Genomic DNA, 20,641 nt, shown 5'->3' with positions numbered 1-20,641 from the left:
GCGGCGCGGGCGCGCGCGCGCCGGGGGCCGCGGCGGCGGCCCCGGCCTCCGCGAACGCGCCCCCGGGCGGCCCCCCCCCCCCCCCACGTCCGGGGAGGATGCGGGCTCAGGCCATCCGCACCCGGCCGACCGGCGCCTGGTCGCCACCGCGGTGCCCCAGGAACCAGCCGATCAGCGCGAGGAAGGTGATCGCCCAGACGAGTGAGCAGAAGGCCGTCATCCAGTTGGAGTCCACCTGCACCTCGACCATGATCAGGCCGACGGTCAGCGAGAGCAGGAAGACCACCGCCGAGCTGCTCACCCCCAGGAACATGTCGCGCAGCCGCACCGACAGCTTCGGCTTCTTCCGGAAGACCGGTTCCATCGGCCAGTGCGGCTCCGCCACGGCCTGCACCGCACCCTTCGCCGGAACTGCGGGCTGTGTGCTGCCGGACATCGGTTGCTGGTCCATCGGCGTGCTCCTTCCAGCTGCCGGCCCCCGCTGTCCACTGTCCCACTGGGCCGTCCCGGCGGCAGGGCGGCCGGGACGGTTTCCGCCCGACCGGCCCCCGGGTACCTGCGCAGACGTGCCGATCCGCCCCATGCTCGCCACTCCGAGCACCCGCCGCAGCTTCGACGACGGCTGGCTGCTGGAACGCAAGCTGGACGGCGTCCGGGCGGTCGCCGAGCGGGACGGCGACACCGTCCGGCTGTTCTCCCGCACCGGCGAGCCGATGGCCGGGGGCTACCCGGAGCTGGTGGCGGCGCTCGCCGCGCAGCCGGTCCCCCGGTTCACCGTGGACGGCGAGATCGTCGCCTTCGACCGGCAGGGCCGGACCAGTTTCGCCCGGCTGCAGCGGCGGATGCAGCTGCGCGACCCCGTCCGGGCGGCCGCCGCCGGGGTGCAGGTCTCCTTCTTCCTGTTCGACCTGACCGCGCTGATGGGGCACGACACCACCGGGCTGCCTCTGCTGGACCGCAAGCAACTGCTGCGCGAGACGCTGGACTTCGCCGATCCGCTGCACTTCACCGAGCACGCCCGGGCGGACGGCCCGGTGCCGCTCGCCGAAGCCTGCGCGCGGGGCTGGGAGGGGCTGATCGCCAAGCGCGCCGACAGCCGGTACGTGCCGCGCCGCTCCCCGGACTGGCTGAAGCTGCCGTGCACCGCGGGCCAGGAGCTGGTGGTCGGCGGTTTCACCGATCCGTCCGGCCGCCGAACCGGCTTCGGAGCCCTGCTGGTCGGGCACTACGAGGCCACGTTGCTGCGCTACGCCGGCAAGGTCGGAACGGGCTTCGACACGGCCCTGCTGCACCGGCTGCGGGCCGAGCTCGACACCCTCGTCCGCCCCGACCCGCCGTTCGCCGACCCGCCCGCCGGGGAGCGCCGGGTGCACTGGGTCGAACCACGGCTGGTCGCCCGGGTCGGCTTCACCGAGTGGACCCGCGACGGACGGCTGCGCGCACCCCGCTTCGAAGGATTGCGGACGGACAAACGCCCCGAGGACGTGGCCCGCGAACACCCGCTCTGACAACCTCGAACAGGACGTCCAGGGCTTACCGACCACCGCCCGGAACACCGTGAGATGGATCACAGCCGTGACCCGGCCGGCCGGGCCCCACGACTGTTCGCGGTCAAGAATTCCCAGGCCGCAGCGGGTCCTCCCAGGAAACGCACAGCTTCGGACCCTTCACATCAACCGTCAACTTGAAGTCTGTTAATTTTTACAGAATTGCCATGCGTTGACTGGTATTCATATGAGCCAGCACGCTTCGGCGCCATGAAGAGACCCCTTCTGAGCAGCTCCCTCACCCTCGCGGTCAGCACCCTCGTCATAGCCGGCGCCGGTGTCCCCGCCGTGGCCGCCGCACCCGGCCCGCAGCCCCAGGCCTCCCACAGCAAGGCCGTGCAGGACGCAAGCGCCCAGGTCGCCGCCCACCCCGACGCGGTGAAGGCCGGCGCCGACGACCGCTTCCAGGTCACCAACGTGCAGGTCGACGCGGACGGCACCCGCCACGTCCACTTCAACCGGACCTACCGCGGCCTCCCCGTCCGCGGCGGCGACGTGGTCGTGCACTCCGCCCCCAACGGCACCCTCGACTCCACCAGCCTGACCCAGGCCACGCCGCTCTCGCTCTCGGTGACCCCCTCCGTCACCGATCAGCAGGCGATCGCCAAGGCCGCCAAGCTGTTCCGCGGCACCCGCGGCAGCAGCACCGCCGTCCTGACGGTGGACGTCACCGGCGCCTCGCCGAAGCTGGTCTGGGAGGTCGTCCTCAACGGCACCGGCGCGGACCGCGCCCCCAGCCACCTCCACGTCCTGGTCGACGCCGTCACCGGCGCCACCGGCGAGAGCTGGGACGGCTTCTCCGCGTTCCTGCCGGACGGCACCAAGCGCGTCAAGGCCAAGGCGGCCCCCACCGCCGCCGCCCCGGCCCCCGCCGCCCTGGCCGCCGCGGCCTCCACCGGCACCGGCAAGGGCTACCAGGTCGGCAACGTCAACGTCAGCACCACGCAGAACTCCACGAGCAGCTACACCCTCAAGGACCCCGTCCGCGGCAACGGCGAGACCCGCGACGCGCAGAACCAGACCGCCACCAACGACTCCCCGCCGGCCGGCTGGGGCGTGGCCTTCAACGACGCCGACAACGTCTGGGGCAACAACGCCCTGACCGACCGCGCCACGGTCGCCGTCGACGCCCACTACGGCATCCAGGCCACCTGGGACTTCTACAAGAACGTCCTCGGTCGCAACGGCATCAAGAACGACGGCGTGGGCGCCCGCTCCTTCGTCCACTACGGCACCAACTACGACAACGCCGGCTGGGACGACGCGAGCTTCGCGATGATCTACGGCGACGGCGCGGTCGGCTCCAAGCCGTTCACCGAGATCGACGTCGCCGGCCACGAGATGAGCCACGGCGTCACGGCCGCCACCGCCGGCCTGATCTACAGCGGCGACGCGGGCGGCCTCAACGAGGCCACCTCGGACATCATGGGCACGATGGTCGAGTTCAACGCCAACAGCCCGGCCGACGCACCGGACTACCTCATCGGCGAGAAGATCGACATCAACGGCAACGGCACCCCGCTGCGCTGGATGGACGACCCGAGCAAGGACGGCAAGTCCGTCAAGTGCTGGTCCAGCACCACCAAGAACCTCAACCCGCACTACTCGTCCGGCGTCGGCAACCACTTCTTCTACCTGCTCGCCGTCGGCTCCGGCCAGTCCCAGTGGGGCAACAGCCCCACCTGCGACGGCTCCACGATCGCCGGCATCGGCAACGACGCCTCCACCAAGATCTGGTACCGCGCGCTGTCGGTCTACATGACCTCCAACACCGACTACCCGGGCGCCCGCACCGCCACCGTCAAGGCCGCCAAGGACCTGTACGGCGCCGGCAGCACCCAGTGCGCCGCGGTCGAGAAGGCCTGGAGCGCGGTCTCCGTCGCGCCGACCGCCACCACCTGCGGCGGCACCACCCCGCCGCCCACCGGCGACAACCTGCTGCTCAACCCGGGCTTCGAGTCCGGCGCGACCTCCTGGACGGGCACCTCCGGCGTCATCACCAACGACGCGGGCGCGGCCCCCCGCACCGGCTCGTACTACGCCTGGCTGGACGGCTACGGCTCGGCGCACACCGACACGCTCTCGCAGTCGGTGAGCGTCCCGGCGACCGCCACCGCACCCAAGCTGACCTTCTGGAACCGGATCACCACCGCGGAGACCGGTAGCACGGCGTACGACACGCTCAAGGTCCAGGTCGTCAGCGGCACCACGACGACCACCCTGGCCACCTACTCGAACGTCGACGCCACCACGGGCTACGTCCAGCGCACGCTCGACCTGTCGGCCTTCAAGGGCAAGACCGTCACGATCAAGTTCACCGGCACGGAGGACTCCTCCCTCCAGACCAGCTTCCTGATCGACGACACCTCGGTGACCGCCGGCTGATCCCGGCCCCACGGACCGGTGGACCCGGGCGGTCGACCCACGACGTCCCGCCCGGGTCCACCGCAGCGCCCACGCGCGCTGCGGCTACCCGTCCCGGCCCTGCCAGGTGCTCACGCACACCTCGTTGCCCTCCGGATCCGCCAGCACCCACCACGCGGGCGCACGCGCGGCGGAGACCAGCCGGCCGCCGGCGGCCAGCGCGGCCCCGACCCGCCGCTGCGCCTCGTCGTGCGGCACGGTCACGTCCAGGTGCAGCCGGTTGCGCTGCGGCCGCGGCCGCTCCATCCGCTGGAACCGGACCGCCGGACCCCGCCCGGCCGGGTCCACCAGCGGATCCGACGGCCCGTCCGCGCCCGGGGCGTCCGCGTAGCCCAGCACCGCCTTCCAGAACGGCCGCACCGCGGCGGCGTCCAGCGCGTCGACGCCGATCTCCAGGAGCTGCACGGAGCGCGGCTCCCCCGCCGCCCCGCGCCGTGCAGGACGGCGGAGATCCGCCGCGCCAGCTCCACCTCCGCCGCGCCCACCCCTGCCCCCGCGGGCGGCACCAGGGCGAGCAGCACCGCCCCGGGCCGGACGTCGGCGTGCAGCCGCCGGTCGGCCTCGTCCCCGCAGACCGCCGCGGCGGCCGCGAGCACCTCCACCGCCCGGGCCGCCGACCCGACCGGGACGAGCGTGCGCAGCGTGCCGAGCAGCAGGCCCCCGCCCCCGCCCCCGACCGCGTCCGAGACCTCCTGTGCACCCGGTCCCTGCCGCATCCCGGCCTCCTCCCGGTCGGCGGCCGCGCCGCACTCCGTCTGAACGCACGTCAACCCGCCGGCCGGGCAACCCCGCCCGCCCTGCCCCGGCCGCGCGCCGCGCCGCTCCGGGGCCGCGCGGGCGGCCGCGGCACCGGCCCGCCGGGGCTCCGGACACCCGTCCGGCGCCCACCCGAACGCCTCAGCCGGCATGCGGCAGAGGGGGTTCGTTCCTACGGTGCCCGGTGAGGGGGATCCCCGTCGAGAGGTGAACACGGACATGGCAGGCAAGTTCGAGCTGTACGTCGACGAGTCGGGCAACCACCGCTTCCGCCTGAAGGCCAGCAACGGCTCGGTCGTCGTCACCGGCGACCCGGAGGAGTCGCGGGAGCAGTGCCTGAAGAGCATCGAGTCGCTGCGCAAGCTGGCACCGTACGCCCAGGTGCTGGAGGTCGCCGGCTCCTAGCCGCCGGCCGGTCGGACAGCGCGCGGGCCGGCCGCCCCTCTGCGGGGCGGCCGGCCCGTTCGCGTGCGTGCCGCCCCTCTGCGGACCGCATCGGATCTCCCCGAAAGCCTCACACGTGACACCTGTCGGCCGTTCGGGTGCCGTGCGTAGGGTCCGTTTCGCAAGGCCGCGCCCCTGCCGCGCGAGAACCGACCCCGGCAGACCCCATGGACTACTGCGCACCGTGCCGACGCCACCTCAACGGCGCACTGTCCTGCCCCGGCTGCGGGGCGGCCGGTGGCCCCGCCCCGGTGGACGTGACGGCCGTGCTGCCCGCCCGCAGCACGGCCCGCCCGGCCCGGGACGGCGAGCCGCACCGCCGCCGCTCCCGCCGGACGGCCGCACCGAAGCGGCGCCGGGCGGCCATCCTCACGGCTGCCGGCCTCGTCCTCGGCGGCGCCGGTGTGCTGGCCCTCGTGGCACCGGACGGCAGCGGCGCCGCACGCCCGATCAGCGCGCCGGTGGACGACACCGTGCCGGCGGCGAGCGACACGCCCACCGTGGCGCCGGCCACCACCTCGGCCGCGCCCACCCGGCAGGTCCCGGCGAAGCCGTCGAAGTCCGCGAGCGCGCGGCCGGGCGCCTCCGCCTCCGCGTCCGCTCCGACGGCCACCGCGACGCCGACCACCGCCACGCCGACCGCGACGGCGACCGTGCGGCCCAGCCACAAGCCATCGCCGAAACCGTCGAAGTCCTGCACGCCGTTCCTGTTCTGGTGCACCTGACCCCTGGCGCGGCTCAGCCGTTCAGCAGCTCGGCCAGGTACGCGGCGTGGCTGGTCCCCACCTCGTGCGAGGCGGTGAGCAGCGTGAGCGGGCCGCGGTGGGCCAGGGCGCGCAGGTGGTCCAGGGCCCCGGCGCGTTCCGGCTCGTCCAGTTCGGTGCGGTAGCGGCGGCGGAACTCCGTCCAGCGCTCCGGGTCGTGTCCGTACCAGCGGCGCAGCTCGGTGCTGGGGGCGACGGTCTTCGCCCATTCGTCGAAGCCGGCGTCCGCCTTCCCGAGGCCGCGCGGCCAGAGCCGGTCGACCAGGACGAGGGTTCCCTCGTCGGGTCCGGGTTCGTCGTGGAGCCTGCGGCAGGTGACGGCCATCCGGCCATGCTCGCGCGCCGCCCGCCGGATTCCGCGTCTACGCTGCGGAGTGTCCCGGATGCCGTCCGTACGGCCCGCCCGCCCGCGGGGCGGGGCGGGGCGGGGCGGATCCGCGCGACGGCCGGGCGCGGCGACGAGGAGGCGGGGCCATGGGGTGGGACGGGGTGGCCGGGCCGCTGGCGGCGGCGGGCGTGCTGTTCCGGGACGCGGCGGGCCGGGTGATGGTCGTCCGGGCGGTGTACGAGAGCCGGCACCCGGTCGAGGTGCCGGGCGGCGGCTGGGAGCCCGGGGACGCGACGCTGCGGGCGACCGCCGTGCGGGAGCTGCAGGAGGAGATGGGGCTGCGGCCGCGGCTACTGGCGCTGGCGAGCGTGGACTGGGCGATGAGCCGCACCCGACCGCCGATCGTCTCCTTCCTCTACTGGGCGCAGCCGCTGACCGCGGCGGAGCTGGCGGCCGTGCGGCTGCAGGAGGACGAGCTCGGCGGGTACGCCTTCGTGACGCCCCGGCAGGCGGCCTCGGCGCTGCCGCCTCGGCTGTCGCGGCGGGTGGCGGCGTGTCTGCGGGCGCCGGCCGGGTCGGGTCCGGTGGAGATGGAGGACAGCTTCCCGGTCGGGCCGGCGGCGGCCGGGCTGCCGCCGGTGCCGGCGCCGCCGTACACCCGGGCGGCCGGGCTGGACCTGGCGGGGGGCGAGCGGCAGCCGGTGGTGCCGCCGCTGGACCGGGAGACGTACTACGCCACCCGTCCGCGGATCCGGGCCGAGGTCCAGGTGCTCGTCGCCGGTCCGGCCGACCGGGTGCTCTCGGTGCAGGAGCCGGTGGCGGCCGACCGGGAGACGCCGCGGGGTGCCGCGGCGCGGGTGCTGCGCGAGCGCTTCGGTTCGGTCCGGGCCCCGGGGCGGCTGCTCGCCCTGGACTGGCTGCCCGGCGGCGCTCCGCGCCTGGTGTACGTCTTCGACGGCGGGTGCCCGGGTGGTGGACGGTCCGGCGGCACGGCGGCGGCCGCCGGGGACCGCCGGACCGCGGCCGTGCTGGCCCGTCGGGGGGCTGCGGCCGGGCCGCTCGAACTGGTGGACGGCGCACCGGCGGCCGGTCCCGGGTGATCGGGCCTCCGCGCGGCCGGGCACCCGCGGCGGGCGGCGCGGCGGGTGTGACGGCGGCCCGCCTGCGGCATGACAATCGTGGCAGTGGAGCGGCCGGTGCCGCCCTGCCCAAGGAGGTCGTATGGTCCGCGAGATCGAGTCCGTGCTGACCGGGCTGCAGGTGGAGGCCGTCAGGGTGGCCGGGCCGCTGCGGCTGGTGCTGTCCGGCGGTGTGGTGCTGACCGTGGCGAACGACTTCCGGGTCCGGACGGCCGCCGAGGTCGAGCACTTCTACCCGGGGCTGTCGGTTCCCGCGTCGGGTCTGCTGGCCGGGCTGGTCGGCGCCCGGGTGGCGGGGGCGGCGGTGACCCGGGCCGGCGGGCTGGAGCTGCGCTTCGAGCCGGGCGTCACGCTGTCGGTGCCGCCGGACACCGCCGTCGCGGGCACCGCGGCCTGGCAGGTCGCCGGGCCCGGTGGCCCGCTGTTCACCGCGGAGCCCGGCGGCTACCTCGCCGTCTGACCCTGCCTGGCAGGCGGCGGCTCAGCGCAGGTCGAAGACCAGCCGGGCCGACACCCGGCCCGCGAGGACGTCCTCGAAGCAGTCGTTGACGTCCTCCAGCCGCCGGGTCTCCCGGATCACCCTGGTCCGGCCGAGTTCGTGCAGCCGGAAGACCTCGGCGAGGTCCTGGCGGGTGCCGACGATCGAGCCGACCACCTTCGTCCCGTTCAGTACGGTGTCGAAGACGGGGATCTCCAGGGTGCCGCCGGCCGGCAGGGCGACCAGGACGAGGGTGCCGCCCCGCCGCAGCGCGCCGTACGCGGCCCGGAACGAGTCGTTGCTGACGGCGAGCGCGATCGCGGCGTCCGCACCGCCGAGCTTCTGCGTCCGCGCGGGGACGTCCTGGATGCGGGCGTCGATGACGTGGTCGGCGCCGAGTTCCCGGGCCAGGGCCAGCTTCTCGTCGGTGACGTCGACGGCGATCGTCTCGGCGCCGGCGAGGCGGGCGTACTGGAGGGCGAGGTGGCCGAGGCCGCCGATGCCGGAGACGAGCACCCGGGTGCCGGGGCCCGAGTCGGCGACCTTGACCGCCTTGTAGGTGGTGACGCCGGCGCAGGACAGCGGTGCGGCGTCCATCGGGTCGATGCCGTCCGGCACCGGCACCACGTAGTCGCCGTGGGCGAGCGCGTACTCGGCGTAGGCGCCGTCCACGGAGTAGCCGGAGTTGTGCTGCTGCAGACAGAGCGTCTCCCAGCCGGAGACGCAGTGGTCGCAGTGGCCGCAGGCGTCGGCGAGCCACGGGATGGCGACCCGCTGTCCGAGCCCGACGTGCCGGACGAGGTCCCCGGCCCGTTCGACCACGCCGACGCCCTCGTGCCCGGGGACGAACGGCGGGGTCGGGCGGACGGGCCAGTCGCCGCGGGCCGCGTGGATGTCGGTGTGGCAGAGGCCGGAGGCCTCGATGCGGACCAGGACCTGGTGCGGGGCGGGCTCCGGCAGCGGGCGGTCCTCGATGGCGAGCGGTGCGGTGAAGTCGCGGACGACGACGGCCTTCATGGCGGTGTCCTCCCGGATCGGCGCGTTCACGGCCGGGCCCTCGGCGGAGCCGCGGCCGCCCCTCCGACCGTCCCCCGGACGGCCCCGCTCGGCAAGCCGGGACGGCACCCCGGCGCCGCCACCGCCGCCGACCTGCGCTCGGAGGCCGATCACGGCCGGGGGCGCACGACCCGTCCCTGGCCACGGCCCCGGTGGCACCGCCTAGGATGACGGCCGTTCGACCGCGGCCCGTGGGGCCGCGAACGGGGAGGGGGAACGGTGTTCGGAATCATCAGGCCGTGTCGGCACAGCCTGTCGGAGACGCTGCGCAGCTCGTGGATGGCCCACCTGTGCGGGCTCTGCCTGGCGCTGCGCGACGACCACGGGCAGCTGGCCCGGACGGCCACCAACTACGACGGCCTCGTCATATCCGTGCTGGTGGAGGCTCAGGGGCCGCGGGCGGCGGGCGGGCGCCGGACGGCCGGCCCGTGCCCGCTGCGCGGCATGCGCAGCGCCGAGGTGGCGCAGGGCGAGGGCGCCCGGCTCGCCGCGGCGGTGTCGCTGGCGCTGGCGTCGGTGAAGGTCCGCGACCACGTGCTGGACGCCGACGGGGTGTTCGCGAAGCGGCCGGTCGCCGCGGGGGCGCGGGCGGTGGCCCGGCGCTGGGACCGGCAGAGCGCGGGCGGCGGCGCGGGGCTGGGCTTCGACACCGCGGTGCTGCTGGACGCGGCCGACCGGCAGGGGGAATTGGAGCGGGCCGCCGGGCCGGGCACCTCGGTGCTGCTGGTGACGGAGCCGACGGAGACGGCGACCGCGGCCGCCTTCGCGCACACCGCGGTGCTGGCCGGCCGGCCGGCCAACGCGGCGGCGCTGGCGGAGGCGGGCCGGCTGTTCGGCCGGCTGGCGCACCTGCTGGACGCGGCGGAGGACCAGCAGGAGGACGCTGCCGCCGGGCAGTGGAACCCGCTGACGGCCACCGGCACCGGCCGGGACGAGGCCGAGCGGCTGTGCCGGGACGCGGTGCACGGCATCCGGCTCGCGCTGAAGGACGTCGAGCTCACCGAGCGGGCGTTGGTGCACCGGCTGCTCGCGCACGAGACCGGCCTCGCGGTGGACCGGGTGTTCGGCCACGGCGCGGGCTGCTCGGTCACCGCGGGCGGGCAGCACGCGCACGGCTCCCACGCCCATGACCCGCACGCCCGCGCGGCTCACGGGGGTGCGGCCCACGGGCACGGCCCGCACCCGGGCGGTCCGCTGATCGGCGAGCCGCCGACCCCGCTGCCGCCGAAGAAGCCGCGGCGTTCGGGCCTCGCCGGCTGCGCGGTGTGGGCCGCGATGGCCTGCACCTGCCAGCTGATGTGCTGCGAGCACGAGGACCCGTTCAGTCGGGAGAAGAGGGAGGGCTGGTGCCAGCGCAACTGCGACTGCGACTGCGGCAATTGCGACTGCAGCGGCTGCGACTGTGACTGCTGCGACGGGTGCGACTGCTGTGACGGCTGCGACTGTTGCGACTGCGGCTGTGACTGCTGAACCGGCCCCTCCCGGGCGATCTCTCGACGAACTGGAGGGCGCCTGGCCGCCGCCGGGCCCCGGTGCCACCCGGTTGGTGGCCACCGCCCACGCGCTGCGCCGGGTGCCGTTGGGCGAACTCGGTGCGGAGGGCCTGCGCCTGCTGATCGGCCAGGACGTCGGCCTGCCCCACCTGGTGCCGGTGGCGCTCGACCTGCTGGAGGCGGACCCGGCTGCGGAGGGCGGCCTGTACCCCGGCGACCTCCACGACGCCGTGGCGGGCCGGAGTCCCGCGTTCCGGGCGAGCCACCCGGACCTCGCGGCGCGGCTCCGCGCCGTCCCGCCCCCGGCCGGTCCCGGGTACGGGCGGGAAACCCGCTCCCCGGCTGACGGTGCCGGGCGCTAGCCTGCGTCCGTGCCGATCTTCGTCCACCTCACCTCGGCGGCCGACGCGCCGCGGATCCGCCGCTCGGGCATCCGGGCGGCGGGCCGCGGCGAGCGCGGCGTCCACTGCTTCCCGGTGCTGCCCTCGTACACCCTGACCCACCAGTGGGTGCGCGAGCTCGCCCGCTTCGGCACCCGCGGCGGCCTGGTCGCGGTGCACTTCCGGCTGGACGACGCCGAGCCGGTGACGGTCCGCCACTACGGCAGGCCCGGCCGGCAGGTGACGGCGGCCGAGGCCGCCGGACAGCTGGCCGCGATGGAGGACCCGCGGGGCTGGGAGGTGTTCCTCCCCCGGTCGGTCGCCGCGGGCGAGGTGCACCGGCTGCGCCGCCCTCCGCAGGTGGCCGGCTGGCGGTACTTCCCGGCGTCGCACGGCCGCCGGCCCTGCCAGTGCGACGGCTGCCGGGTCCGCGGCGAGTACGGCGGCCGGCGGCTGCGCGAGCGGCTGCCCCACCCGCTGGACGGCCCGCCCCCGCCGACCCGCGTCCTGCTGGAACGGCTGGCGGCGGCGGGCGATCCCGGCGATCCGGAGGTCCTGCTCGACCTGCTGCACTGGTTCGGACGGCGACGGCGCCGCAAGGGCCCGGTGGCGGAACTCGCCCGGCTCTCCGCCCACCCCGACCCGCGGGTCCGCGCCGCGCTCGTCCGCACGGTCTGGGACTGGTCCTCCCCTGGCCGGGCCGAGCTGGTGGACGGCCTCGCCGACGATCCGGACGACCGGGTCAGGACGGCCGTCGCCGACGCCCGGGAGTGGCTCACCGAGCGGGACTGAGGCGGGCCCTACCGACCGTCCGCACACGGAGCTCCCGGCCCGAACGGCCGCCCCGGCGGGCCCGGTGACCGGCGGTCAGGGCCCCCGGGCAGGCCCTTGATCGGCTCGGCTATGCTGCGCCCCTACCAGGGGCGCGCAACGGCGCCCGTACCGCGGCGATGGGGTGGGAAGCACCATGATGGGACCGGCACACGCGCTCTCCGGAGCGGCGGCCTGGCTGGCCGCAGGAGCGGCCGCGTACTCGCTGGACCGGCCCATGCCCTGGCCCGTCCTGCTGGCGGGTGCGCTGATCTCGGCGGGCGCCGCGCTCGCCCCCGACCTCGACCACAAGGCGGCCACCGTCTCCCGCGCCTTCGGCCCGCTGTCACGCGGCCTGTGCGAGGTCATCGACAAGATCGGTGCCGCCACCTACAAGGCGACCCGCGGCAAGGGCGACCCGCGCCGCAACGGCGGCCACCGCACCCTCACCCACACCTGGCTCTGGGCCGCGCTGTCCGGCGTGGTGGCCTCGCTGTTCTCGGCGTACGGCGACCGCTGGGGCGTCCTGGTGGTGCTCTTCATCCACATGGTGCTGGCCGTCGAAGGGCTGCTGTGGCGGCAGGCCCGGATGTCCAGCGACATCCTGGTCTGGCTGCTCGGCGCGACCAGCGCCTGGACGCTCGCCAGCGTGCTCGACAAGCCGGGCAACGGCGCGAACTGGCTGTTCGACCAGCCCGGCCAGGACTACCTGTGGATCGGCCTGCCGGTGGCGCTGGGCGCCCTGGTGCACTGCCTGGGCGACGCGCTGACCGTCTCCGGCTGCCCGGTGCTGTGGCCGATCCCGATCGGCCGCAAGCGCTGGTACCCGATCGGCCCGCCGAAGGCGATGCGCTTCCGGGCCGGCAGCTGGGTGGAGATCAAGGTCCTGATGCCGGTCTTCATGGGACTCGGCGCGATCGGCGCGGTCGCCGCGCTCGGCTTCGTCGGCTGACCCGGCCGCGCACCCCGCCCTGCGCACGCCCCGTCGGTGCCCGCGAATCCCACGGGTGCCGGCGGGGCGTCTCAGTGCCGCGGCGGCAGGCGGTGCAGTTCCACCGCGACCAGGCTTCCCGCCTCGATGCGGGCGGTCATGTAGGTGCAGTACGGCTGCCGGCGCCGGTCGGTCGGCGAGCCGGGGTTGAGCAGGCGCATCCCGCCCTCGGCAGTGGTGTCCCAGGGGATGTGGCTGTGGCCGAAGACCAGCACGTCCAGGCCGGGGTGCAGCGCGGCGCAGCGCTCCTCGCGCCCGCGGGCGGGGCCGGTCTCGTGGACGACGCCGAGCCGCAGCCCGTCCAGTTCGGCGCGGGCGGTCCCGGGCAGCCGGGCGCGCAGTTCCGGTCCGTCGTTGTTGCCGTGCACGGCGACCAGGCGGGCGGCGTGCTCCTCGAACAGGTCCAGGGTGGCGATGTCCGTCCAGTCCCCGGCGTGCACCACGACGTCGGCGGTGGCGATCCGCTCCAGCAGTTCGCCGGGCAGGCTGCGGGCGCGGGCGGGCACGTGGGTGTCGGACACCAGGAGGAGCTCCACGGCCGCAGTCTGCCAGGGCGGGGCGGGCGGCAGCGGCCGACGTTCCGGCCCGGCGCGTCTTCCGGCTTCGGCCCTCCAGACGCTACTGTCGGGTAACAACAGTCTCCCGCCCGCCGGAGGTCCCGCGCATGCCCGTCCGATCCCTCTCCGCGCGCGCCCTCGGCGGTCTGCTGGTCGGCGCCGGGGTGGCGCACTTCGCGGCCCCGCGGCAGTTCGACGCGATCGTCCCCCGCTCCCTGCCGGGCTCGCCCCGCGCCTGGACCTACGCCAGCGGCGTGGCCGAACTCGCGGTCGGCGCGGCCGTCCTGGCCCCGCGCACCCGCGCCGCCGGGGCCCTGGCCGCAGCGGGCCTGTTCGCGGCCGTCTTCCCGGCCAACGTCAAGATGGCGTACGACTGGCGCCACCGCCCCTCGCCCTGGCGCGAGGCCGCAGCGGCCCGCCTCCCCCTCCAGGTCCCGCTCGTCCTCTGGGCCCTCAAGGTCCGCCGCAACGCCTAGGCAACCGCACCGGACGGGCGCACCGCCAGGGGCGCGTGGAACTGCGCAGTTCCCCCCGCCCCTTGCGGCGCTCCCCACCAGGACCCGCCCTACGGCACCACGGTGACCGGCCAGCGGCCCGCCTTCACCAGGCGGACGGCCACCGAGCCGACGATCCGGTGCCCGGCCTGCTCGGAGGCGCCCACCACGACCGCGTCCGCCTTGAGTTCGTCGGCGGCCCGCACCAGTCCGGAGTACGGGTCCCCGGGGAAGGTGACGAACTGCCAGCGCATCTCGTGGATGCCGCGCAGCCGCTCGACCCCCAGCCGGATCTCGTCGAGGAGGTGCTCCGCGACGGCGGCGGTGGCCTCGGCGACGGGCAGGCCGAGCGCGGCGGCCGCGCCGAGCACGGGTTGGACGAAGACCACCGCGAGCAGGGCGTTCTGCCGCCGTGCGAGACCGGCCGCGTAGGCGACCGCGCGCCAGGAGGCGTCGGATCCGTCCGCACCGGCGACGATCACCTTGGGTCCGTCCGTACCGCGTTCGAAGCGCGGTACGGCGGCCGGCCTGGGCTCCGCCGACATGTCGTCACTCACGGCACGAGCCTATCGCCGCCCCGCCCGCCCGATCCGCCGGGGAGGCGCTCAGTGCTCGCCTGCGGCGAGGGCCTCGGCGAGCGTGCCGTAGACCCGCAGCACCTCCTCCGCGCCGGCGATCTCCAGCAGCCCGGAGAGCGCGGCGCCGGGTTCGGCGAGCACGAGGGCGCCGCCGGCCGCCTCGACCACCTCCCGCGCGCCGAGGATCAGGTCGAGGCCGGCCGAGTCGCAGAAGGTGAGTCCCGCGCAGTCCACCACGAGGAGTCCGGGCGCGGCGGCGACGGCCTTCTCCAGGGCGTCGCGCAGCGGCGCCTCGCCGTCCCGGTCGAGTTCGCCCTCGGGGCGGACGACCACGGCATGCGCGGAACGCCGTACCGCGACGGTCAACTGCCCGCTGTCCGGTTCCATCGCTCGCTCCTCGTCCCGAAGGCACGCCCCTCAACGATAGGTCGGCGCCGCCCGAGCGGCCCGAGCTGGAGGAGGATCCCGGATATGGGATAATATCCCGGATATGAGACCCGACGATCCGCTGGACCTCCGGCTCGCGGCCCGCCTCGCCGAGCTCCGCACCGCCCACGGCTGGTCGCTGGACGACCTCGCGCTGCGCGCCGACGTCAGCCGCTCCACCCTCTCCCGGCTGGAGCGAGCCGAGATCAGCCCGACCGCGGCACTCCTCGGCCGGCTCTGCCGGGCGTACGGGCGCACCATGTCGCAGCTGCTCGCCGAGGTCGAGGAGAACGGCAGCGGCCTGGTCCGGGCGGCCGAGCAGCCGGTCTGGACCGATCCGGCCTCCGGCTTCGTCCGCCGCTCGGTGTCGCCGCCGCTGGCCGGCCTGCGCGGCGAGCTGGTCGAGGGCACCCTGCCGGCCGGCGCCTCGGTCGACTACGACGGACCGTCGGTGCCGGGCCTGGAGCAGCACCTCTGGCTGCTCTCCGGCCGGCTCGACCTCACCGTCCAGGAGCGGACGCACCACCTCGCGGCCGGGGACTGCCTGCGCTTCCGGCTCTGGGGCCGCACCGCCTTCCACAGCCCGGGCCCGGACCCGGCCCGCTACGTGCTGGCCCTCGTCCTCCCCTGACCGCCAGCCCCCGACCGGAGGAACCCGTGCCACCGACCACCGATCACAAGCCCACCGATCACACCGATCACCACAGCGCCGGTCACGACAGCACCGAGCTCCTCACCGCGGAGGCCCTGGACGCCGCCGCCCCCGCCCTGGCGGGGCTGCTGATCGACGCCGTCCGCGCCGGTGCCTCGGTCGGCTTCCCGGCCGACCTGACCGATGAGGCCGCGACGGCGTGGTGGCGTGCCCGGGCCGACGCGGTTGCCGCCGGCGCCCTGCTGGTATGGACGGCCGGCCCGGCCGGCGGCCCGCTGGGTACGGTCAGTCTCGCCCTGGAGCAGTACCCGAACGGCGCCCACCGCGCCGAGATCGGCAAGCTGCTGGTGCACAGCACCGCCCGCCGCCGCGGGCTGGGCCGCACCCTGCTGGCGCTCGCCGAGCGGGCCGCCGCCGAGCGCGGCCGCACCCTGCTGCTGCTCGACACCGAGACCGGCAGCGACGCCGAACCGCTCTACCGCTCGTCCGGCTGGACGGCCCTCGGCACCGTCCCCGGCTACGCGGCCGATCCCGCCGGCACGCTCCGCCCGAGCATCTTCTTCTACAAGCACCTCGACGCCGCCGAGCACCCCGGCACCTCCGACGCCGCCGCGACCACCTCTGCCGCCGGGACCGCCGCAGCACACCTGCCCTGACCCGGGCACGCGAACGGCCCCTCCCCGCCGCGTCCGCCGGTGGACACGGTGGGAGGGGCCGTGGGCCGCCCGGCGTCAGGCCCGGCCGGCCGCCCGCTGGGTGCGGCGGGCCAGCGAGTCGATGACGACCGCGGCCAGCAGCACCGCACCAGTGATCATGAACTGCAGGGCGTTGCTGAGGCCCTGGATGTTCATGCCGGACAGGATCGAGCCGATGACCAGGGCACCGAGCAGGGCCGACCAGGTCGAGCCCCGGCCGCCGAAGAGGCTGGTGCCGCCGATGACCGCCGCGGCGATCGAGTTCATCAGCAGGTTGCCGCCGCCGGAGGTCTGGCTGGCCGACTGGATCTGCGCGGCCAGGAACAGACCGCCGATCGCCGCCATGGTCGAGGTGATCATGAAGACCGAGATCCGGGTCCACGACACGTTGATGCCGGCGCGCCGGGCGCCCTCGATGTTGCCGCCGAGCGCGAAGATCTGCCGTCCGTAGGTGGTGCGACGGAGCACGAAGTCCAGCACCACGATGAAGATCAGGAAGATCAGCAGCGCGAGCGGCAGGCCCTTGTACTGGTTGAGGGTGTACGCCGCCAGGAACGCCACGATGGCGAGGAGGATCGTGCGCAGCGCGATGTCCAGGGGCGGCCGGGACGGCACCCCGGCCGCCTGCCGGCGTCTGGCGTCGATCAGTTGGGAGGCGAGGAAGAGCAGGACGCCGATCGCGGCCGTGCCGTACGCGGCGATCTGCGCGCCGTAGATGGTGGTGTAGAGCTTGGAGACGATGTCGTCGCCGGGAAGGTTGATGGTGCCCTGGCTGCCGAGGATCTGCAGCATGAGGCCGTTCCAGAAGAGGTTGCCGGCCAGGGTGACGACGAACGCCGGCACGCCGATCTTGGCGAAGAAGAAGCCCTGGATCAGACCGACCGCCGCGCCGCCCGCCAGCGCGCACACCAGGGCGACCCATTGGTTGACGCCGTGGGTGACGTCCATGACGGCGAAGATCGCGGCACAGAGGCCTGAGACCGAGCCGACGGAGAGGTCGATCTCGCCGAGCAGCAGCACGAAGACGACACCGAGGGCGATCATGCCCGTGCCGACGATCTGCTGGGAGAGGTTGGAGAGGTTCTGGGCGGACAGGAAGCTGGAGTTCAGACTGCCGAAGACCACCCAGATCACGATGAGGGCGACGATGACGGGCAGTGACCCGAGTTCGCCGCTGCTGACACGGCGACGGAACTCCTGGACGTAGCCCTTCAGGCCCTGCTGGCGGACGATCAGGCGCGGGTCCACCGCCGGGGTGGCGGCGGCCGCGACGTCGACCGGGGCGTTGACGCCGCCCTTCGGCATGCTGTCCTCGGGCAGCGGGACCCGTCCGGGTTCGCGTCCTGGCTCCTGGCCGGGCCCGCCGGTGGGATCGTCGGTCACTGCTGTCCCTCCTGTCCGCGGGCCTTGCGCCGGGTCACGGCGTTGTCGGTGGCACCGGTGATGGCGGAGATGATCTCCTCCTGGTTGGTGGCCCGGCGGTCGAAGACACCGTTGTTGCGGCCGAGCCGCAGGACGGCGACCTTGTCGGAGACCGCCATCACGTCGGCCATGTTGTGGCTGATCAGGATGACCCCGAGACCGCGCTCGCGCAGGCGCTCGACCAGGTCGAGGACCTGGGCGGTCTGCTCGACGCCGAGCGCGGCCGTGGGTTCGTCCAGGATGACGACCTTCGGGTCGCCGACCAGCGCACGGGCGATCGCGACGGTCTGGCGCTGGCCGCCGGAGAGCGAGGCGATCGGGATGCGCACGCTGGGGATCCGGATGGAGAGCGTGCTGAGCAGTTCGCGGGAGCGCTTCTCCATGGCGACCTCGTCCAGGACGCCGAACTTGCGGATCTCCCGGCCGAGGAAGAGGTTGCCCACCACGTCCAGGTTGTCGCAGAGCGCGAGGTCCTGGTAGACGGTCGCGATCCCGAGGCTCTGGGAGTCCTGCGGCCGGTGGATGCTGGTCGCCCTGCCCTGCCACTCGATCACGCCGTCGTCGGGGACGTACACCCCGGCGATCGCCTTGACCAGGGTGGACTTGCCGGCGCCGTTGTCGCCGACGAGGGCGACGACCTCGCCCGCGGGCACCTCCAGCTCCACGTCGGTGAGCGCCTGGACGGCGCCGAACCGCTTCGAGACCCCGCGCAACGCCAGGACGGGTGGGCCTTCCACGGAAATCAGCTCCCTTGTCGGTCGGACGGGTGGGAACGCCTCGTCACTGGAGACCGGCGGCCTTGCAGGCCTCGGCGTAGGCGGGAGTGCAGATCTGGTCGACGGTGTAGAGGCCGTCCTTGACCACCGTGTCCTTGATGTTGGACTTGGTGACCACGATCGGGGTGATCAGGTTGGCCGGGACCTTCTGGCCGCTGCCGCTGGTCGCGGTGGTCGGGACGTCGCTCGGGGTGAGCGAGGTGCCGTTGGCCCAGGCCGCGACGATCTTGGCGCTGGCCTCGGCCTCGGGCTCGTACGGCTTGTAGATCGTCATCGTCTGGGTGCCGGCGACGATGCGCTGGATGCCGTCGAGCTGGGCGTCCTGGCCGGTGAGCGGGACGCTGATGCCGGCCGCCTTCATGGCGGTGGCGGCACCGGCGGCCATGCCGTCGTTGGCGGAGTAGATGCCCACGACGTTGGGGCCGCCGATGGCGGTGATCGCGGCGGCGGTCTCCTGGTTGGCCGTGTTCGGGTCCCAGTTCGGGGTGTCGTACTCCTTGCCGACCGTGAGCTTGCCGTCGATCACGCTGTGCGCGCCGGCCTTGAACTGACCCGCGTTCGGGTCGGTCGGCGAACCGTTGATCATGATGATCGAGCCCTTGCTGGCGTTCGCGCCGACCGCGTCCACCAGGCCCTGGCCCTGGAGCTGGCCGACCTTGAAGTTGTCGAAGGAGACGTAGGCGTCGACCGGGCCCTGCGCGAGGCGGTCGTACGCGAGCACCTTGACGCCGGCGTCGTGGGCCTTCTGGACGGAGGCCTGGATGGACTTGGAGTCGACGGCGTCCAGGACGAGGATCTTGTTGCCCTTGGTGAGGGCGGTGTCGACCTGGGTCTGCTGGAGCGTCGCGTCCTGGTTGGCGTTGTAGTAGTCGATCTGCGCGCCGGGGACGAGCTTCTTGATGTTCGCCTCGAGCAGCGGACGGTCGAACTGCTCGTAGCGGGTGGTCTTGGACTCCGGGAGGAGCAGGCCGACCTTGACGGTGCCACCGGAGGCGCCGCCTGACGCGCCGGAGCTGGTGGACTGCTTGGCGCTTCCGCAGGCGGCCATGCCCAGACCGACGGAGGCCGCCGTGGCGGCGACGACAAGCTGACGTACGACGAGCTTCACTGGACAGCCTCTCACTCGATCTCACCCCCGGACTCCGAGTCTGCGAGCCAATCACCGGCCCCGCGACAGCGGCTGGGCCAATGCGCGGTGGAATATCGCCCGTTCGGCCCTACCCGTCTCGACGGGTACCGCGGGCGACGGACGGACCCGGGGCCTGCACCGAAGATTCACCCGCAACAGACCAATGGTCCAGACCAGCGCCCTATGCTGACGGTGCACAGTCATGAGGTAGCGCTACGGATACGACCAGTGGGGGTCTCCTCGGCATGCCTGGACAACGGACGGAACGCCGCGCACCGGCGTACCTGGACATCGCGCGCGACCTGGGGGAGGACATCGGGCGGGGCCGGTTCCCGGTGGGGCAGAACCTGCCCTCGGAACGGCGGCTCGCCACCACGTACGGAGTGAACCGGCAGACGGTGCGGGCCGCCCTGCAGCACCTGCGGACCCAGGGCTTCGTGGCCGGCGACCACCTCGGCACCTACGTGCTCGCGGCGCGGGAGGGACGGCCGGCCCGGCCCTCGCCCGGCCCGGCACCGGCCCACGCCTTCCCCGGCTCCTTCCTCCGCCCGGCCCGCTCGGCCGCCGGGCACGGGCGGCTGCTGCGCCGACCGCCGGACCCGTGGGTGGCGGCGGCGCTGGAACTGCCGCCCCGGCGCGCCGCGCTCGCCTACGACCACCGGCTGCGGGGCACGGACGGGCGGACGCTCCAATCGGCCGGCTCCTGGTTCGCCCCGGTGCTGACGGTGCTGCTGCCCGGGCTCGGGCGGGCCGCGTGGGCGCTCGGCGAGGAGCCGGAGAGCGGCCGAGAGACGGACCTCACCGAGCTGTACGGCTGGGCGGCCGCCGCCGGCCTCAGGCTCCGCGCCGCCGACAGCGTCCAGCTGGCCCGCGGTACCGCGGAGCACGCCTCGCCCGGCGGCCTCGAAGTCCGGCGCACCATCGCCGACCAGCACGGACGCCCGCTGATCGGCACGGTCTTCCGGATCGCCGACGAGCAGGCCGAACTGCGGTACGCCGACAGCCAGGCGATCCTGCCCGCCGAGGGTCGGCCGCGCCCCGCGGGCGGCGCGAACCGGATCGCCGACCCGGACCGGGCGGTGCTGCACTCCTGGGCCTCGCCGAACGCACCGGACCGCGGACTCGCGCTGCGCGCCCGGATCGTACTGGCCTGCGAGCACGCCTCCGCGGAGGAGGCGGCCGGACGGCTCGGGCACTCGGCGCAGCTGGTGGCCGCCTGGCGGGACCGGTTCCGGGCCGGCGGGCTGCAGGCGCTGGAGGCCTCGCCGCGGAAGGCGAGGTCCCGGCCGCGCTGAGCCGTCC

At 74.7% G+C, this 20,641-nt stretch carries 24 protein-coding genes; 14 read left to right on the top strand and 10 right to left on the bottom strand.

Annotation, left to right across the window (positions count from 1 at the left end; genetic code table 11):
* Nucleotides 1–106 precede the first annotated feature (106 nt).
* Nucleotides 107–451, bottom strand: coding sequence for a hypothetical protein (locus AB0442_RS20195; protein ID WP_366164303.1), 345 nt, complete (start codon nucleotides 449–451; stop codon nucleotides 107–109).
* 130 nt (nucleotides 452–581) lie between these two features.
* Between AB0442_RS20195 and ligD the strand changes: the two genes are divergently transcribed.
* Both ligD and AB0442_RS20185 read left to right on the top strand, forming a co-directional pair.
* A complete protein-coding gene (gene ligD, locus AB0442_RS20190) occupies nucleotides 582–1,508 on the top strand; it encodes a non-homologous end-joining DNA ligase (protein ID WP_366164302.1) in 927 nt (308 codons plus the stop codon).
* A 249-nt stretch (nucleotides 1,509–1,757) separates the two neighbouring features.
* Nucleotides 1,758–3,932, top strand: a complete 2,175-nt coding sequence (locus tag AB0442_RS20185; RefSeq protein WP_366164301.1) for a M4 family metallopeptidase — start codon at nucleotides 1,758–1,760, stop codon at nucleotides 3,930–3,932.
* A gap of 84 nt (nucleotides 3,933–4,016) precedes the next feature.
* Here AB0442_RS20185 and AB0442_RS20180 read toward each other — a convergent pair whose 3' ends face one another.
* The gene (locus tag AB0442_RS20180) at nucleotides 4,017–4,376 is read right to left on the bottom strand and encodes a VOC family protein (protein ID WP_366164300.1); all 360 of its coding nucleotides are present in this window, start codon (nucleotides 4,374–4,376) and stop codon (nucleotides 4,017–4,019) included.
* A gap of 570 nt (nucleotides 4,377–4,946) precedes the next feature.
* On the opposite strand from AB0442_RS20180, the gene AB0442_RS20175 reads away from it, so the two are divergent.
* Both AB0442_RS20175 and AB0442_RS20170 read left to right on the top strand, forming a co-directional pair.
* Nucleotides 4,947–5,132, top strand: coding sequence for a DUF1508 domain-containing protein (locus AB0442_RS20175; protein WP_263106398.1), 186 nt, complete (start codon nucleotides 4,947–4,949; stop codon nucleotides 5,130–5,132).
* 206 nt (nucleotides 5,133–5,338) lie between these two features.
* Nucleotides 5,339–5,896, top strand: a complete 558-nt coding sequence (locus AB0442_RS20170) for a hypothetical protein (protein WP_366164299.1) — start codon at nucleotides 5,339–5,341, stop codon at nucleotides 5,894–5,896.
* 13 nt (nucleotides 5,897–5,909) lie between these two features.
* Here the strand turns inward: AB0442_RS20170 and AB0442_RS20165 are convergent, their stop codons facing one another.
* A complete protein-coding gene (locus AB0442_RS20165) occupies nucleotides 5,910–6,260 on the bottom strand; it encodes a DUF488 family protein (protein ID WP_366164298.1) in 351 nt (116 codons plus the stop codon).
* 149 nt (nucleotides 6,261–6,409) lie between these two features.
* Here AB0442_RS20165 and AB0442_RS20160 point away from each other — a divergent pair, with 149 nt between their 5' ends.
* Together AB0442_RS20160 and AB0442_RS20155 are read left to right on the top strand one after the other, a co-directional pair.
* On the top strand, nucleotides 6,410–7,363 hold the full coding sequence (locus AB0442_RS20160; RefSeq protein WP_366164297.1) for an NUDIX hydrolase: 954 nt from the start codon (nucleotides 6,410–6,412) through the stop codon (nucleotides 7,361–7,363).
* 121 nt (nucleotides 7,364–7,484) lie between these two features.
* Complete coding sequence (locus AB0442_RS20155) at nucleotides 7,485–7,862, top strand: DUF6188 family protein (RefSeq protein ID WP_366164296.1); 378 nt, start codon at nucleotides 7,485–7,487, stop codon at nucleotides 7,860–7,862.
* Between the two features lie 21 nt (nucleotides 7,863–7,883).
* Here the strand turns inward: AB0442_RS20155 and AB0442_RS20150 are convergent, their stop codons facing one another.
* A complete protein-coding gene (locus AB0442_RS20150; RefSeq protein WP_366164311.1) occupies nucleotides 7,884–8,897 on the bottom strand; it encodes a zinc-dependent alcohol dehydrogenase in 1,014 nt (337 codons plus the stop codon).
* Nucleotides 8,898–9,155: 258 nt separating this feature from the next.
* On the opposite strand from AB0442_RS20150, the gene AB0442_RS20145 reads away from it, so the two are divergent.
* From AB0442_RS20145 to AB0442_RS20130, 4 genes are all read left to right on the top strand, one after another.
* On the top strand, nucleotides 9,156–10,406 hold the full coding sequence (locus AB0442_RS20145) for a DUF5685 family protein (RefSeq protein WP_366164295.1): 1,251 nt from the start codon (nucleotides 9,156–9,158) through the stop codon (nucleotides 10,404–10,406).
* Nucleotides 10,396–10,791: a contact-dependent growth inhibition system immunity protein gene (locus AB0442_RS20140; protein ID WP_366164294.1), complete on the top strand. Its 396-nt coding sequence runs from the start codon at nucleotides 10,396–10,398 to the stop codon at nucleotides 10,789–10,791. The genes AB0442_RS20145 and AB0442_RS20140 overlap by 11 nt, the downstream gene beginning before the upstream one ends.
* 9 nt (nucleotides 10,792–10,800) lie before the next feature.
* A complete protein-coding gene (locus AB0442_RS20135) occupies nucleotides 10,801–11,601 on the top strand; it encodes a HEAT repeat domain-containing protein (protein WP_366164293.1) in 801 nt (266 codons plus the stop codon).
* Between the two features lie 175 nt (nucleotides 11,602–11,776).
* A complete protein-coding gene (locus AB0442_RS20130; protein WP_030269391.1) occupies nucleotides 11,777–12,571 on the top strand; it encodes a metal-dependent hydrolase in 795 nt (264 codons plus the stop codon).
* A 71-nt stretch (nucleotides 12,572–12,642) separates the two neighbouring features.
* Here AB0442_RS20130 and AB0442_RS20125 read toward each other — a convergent pair whose 3' ends face one another.
* A complete protein-coding gene (locus AB0442_RS20125; RefSeq protein WP_366164292.1) occupies nucleotides 12,643–13,146 on the bottom strand; it encodes a metallophosphoesterase in 504 nt (167 codons plus the stop codon).
* Nucleotides 13,147–13,274: 128 nt separating this feature from the next.
* Here AB0442_RS20125 and AB0442_RS20120 point away from each other — a divergent pair, with 128 nt between their 5' ends.
* A complete protein-coding gene (locus tag AB0442_RS20120) occupies nucleotides 13,275–13,643 on the top strand; it encodes a MauE/DoxX family redox-associated membrane protein (protein ID WP_344624267.1) in 369 nt (122 codons plus the stop codon).
* Between the two features lie 89 nt (nucleotides 13,644–13,732).
* On the opposite strand, the gene AB0442_RS20115 is transcribed toward AB0442_RS20120, so the two are convergent.
* Both AB0442_RS20115 and AB0442_RS20110 read right to left on the bottom strand, forming a co-directional pair.
* The gene (locus AB0442_RS20115; protein WP_366164310.1) at nucleotides 13,733–14,206 is read right to left on the bottom strand and encodes a universal stress protein; all 474 of its coding nucleotides are present in this window, start codon (nucleotides 14,204–14,206) and stop codon (nucleotides 13,733–13,735) included.
* Between the two features lie 60 nt (nucleotides 14,207–14,266).
* Nucleotides 14,267–14,626, bottom strand: a complete 360-nt coding sequence (locus AB0442_RS20110) for an STAS domain-containing protein (RefSeq protein ID WP_366164291.1) — start codon at nucleotides 14,624–14,626, stop codon at nucleotides 14,267–14,269.
* Nucleotides 14,627–14,729: 103 nt separating this feature from the next.
* Here AB0442_RS20110 and AB0442_RS20105 point away from each other — a divergent pair, with 103 nt between their 5' ends.
* On the top strand, nucleotides 14,730–15,296 hold the full coding sequence (locus AB0442_RS20105; protein WP_366164290.1) for an XRE family transcriptional regulator: 567 nt from the start codon (nucleotides 14,730–14,732) through the stop codon (nucleotides 15,294–15,296).
* Nucleotides 15,297–15,412: 116 nt separating this feature from the next.
* Entirely contained in the window at nucleotides 15,413–15,973 is a 561-nt protein-coding gene (locus AB0442_RS20100) for a GNAT family N-acetyltransferase (protein WP_366164309.1), read from the top strand.
* A gap of 75 nt (nucleotides 15,974–16,048) precedes the next feature.
* Here AB0442_RS20100 and AB0442_RS20095 read toward each other — a convergent pair whose 3' ends face one another.
* The 3 genes from AB0442_RS20095 to AB0442_RS20085 all read right to left on the bottom strand — a co-directional run bounded on the left by AB0442_RS20095 (nucleotide 16,049) and on the right by AB0442_RS20085 (nucleotide 19,258).
* Nucleotides 16,049–17,317 carry a sugar ABC transporter permease gene (locus tag AB0442_RS20095; protein WP_366164308.1) on the bottom strand — a complete coding sequence of 423 codons (1,269 nt, stop codon included), beginning with the start codon at nucleotides 17,315–17,317 and terminating at the stop codon, nucleotides 16,049–16,051.
* Nucleotides 17,318–17,391: 74 nt separating this feature from the next.
* A complete protein-coding gene (locus AB0442_RS20090) occupies nucleotides 17,392–18,171 on the bottom strand; it encodes an ATP-binding cassette domain-containing protein (RefSeq protein WP_366164289.1) in 780 nt (259 codons plus the stop codon).
* Nucleotides 18,172–18,214: 43 nt separating this feature from the next.
* Complete coding sequence (locus AB0442_RS20085) at nucleotides 18,215–19,258, bottom strand: substrate-binding domain-containing protein (RefSeq protein WP_366164307.1); 1,044 nt, start codon at nucleotides 19,256–19,258, stop codon at nucleotides 18,215–18,217.
* Between the two features lie 326 nt (nucleotides 19,259–19,584).
* Between AB0442_RS20085 and AB0442_RS20080 the strand changes: the two genes are divergently transcribed.
* Nucleotides 19,585–20,634, top strand: coding sequence for a GntR family transcriptional regulator (locus AB0442_RS20080; RefSeq protein ID WP_366164288.1), 1,050 nt, complete (start codon nucleotides 19,585–19,587; stop codon nucleotides 20,632–20,634).
* Nucleotides 20,635–20,641: the final 7 nt, after the last annotated feature.

Source organism: Kitasatospora sp. NPDC085895 (genome assembly GCF_040702125.1).
Classification (GTDB): domain Bacteria; phylum Actinomycetota; class Actinomycetes; order Streptomycetales; family Streptomycetaceae; genus Kitasatospora; species Kitasatospora arboriphila.
The sequence above is the reverse complement of the archived record's forward strand: the minus strand, read 5'-3'. Positions and strand labels throughout refer to the sequence as shown.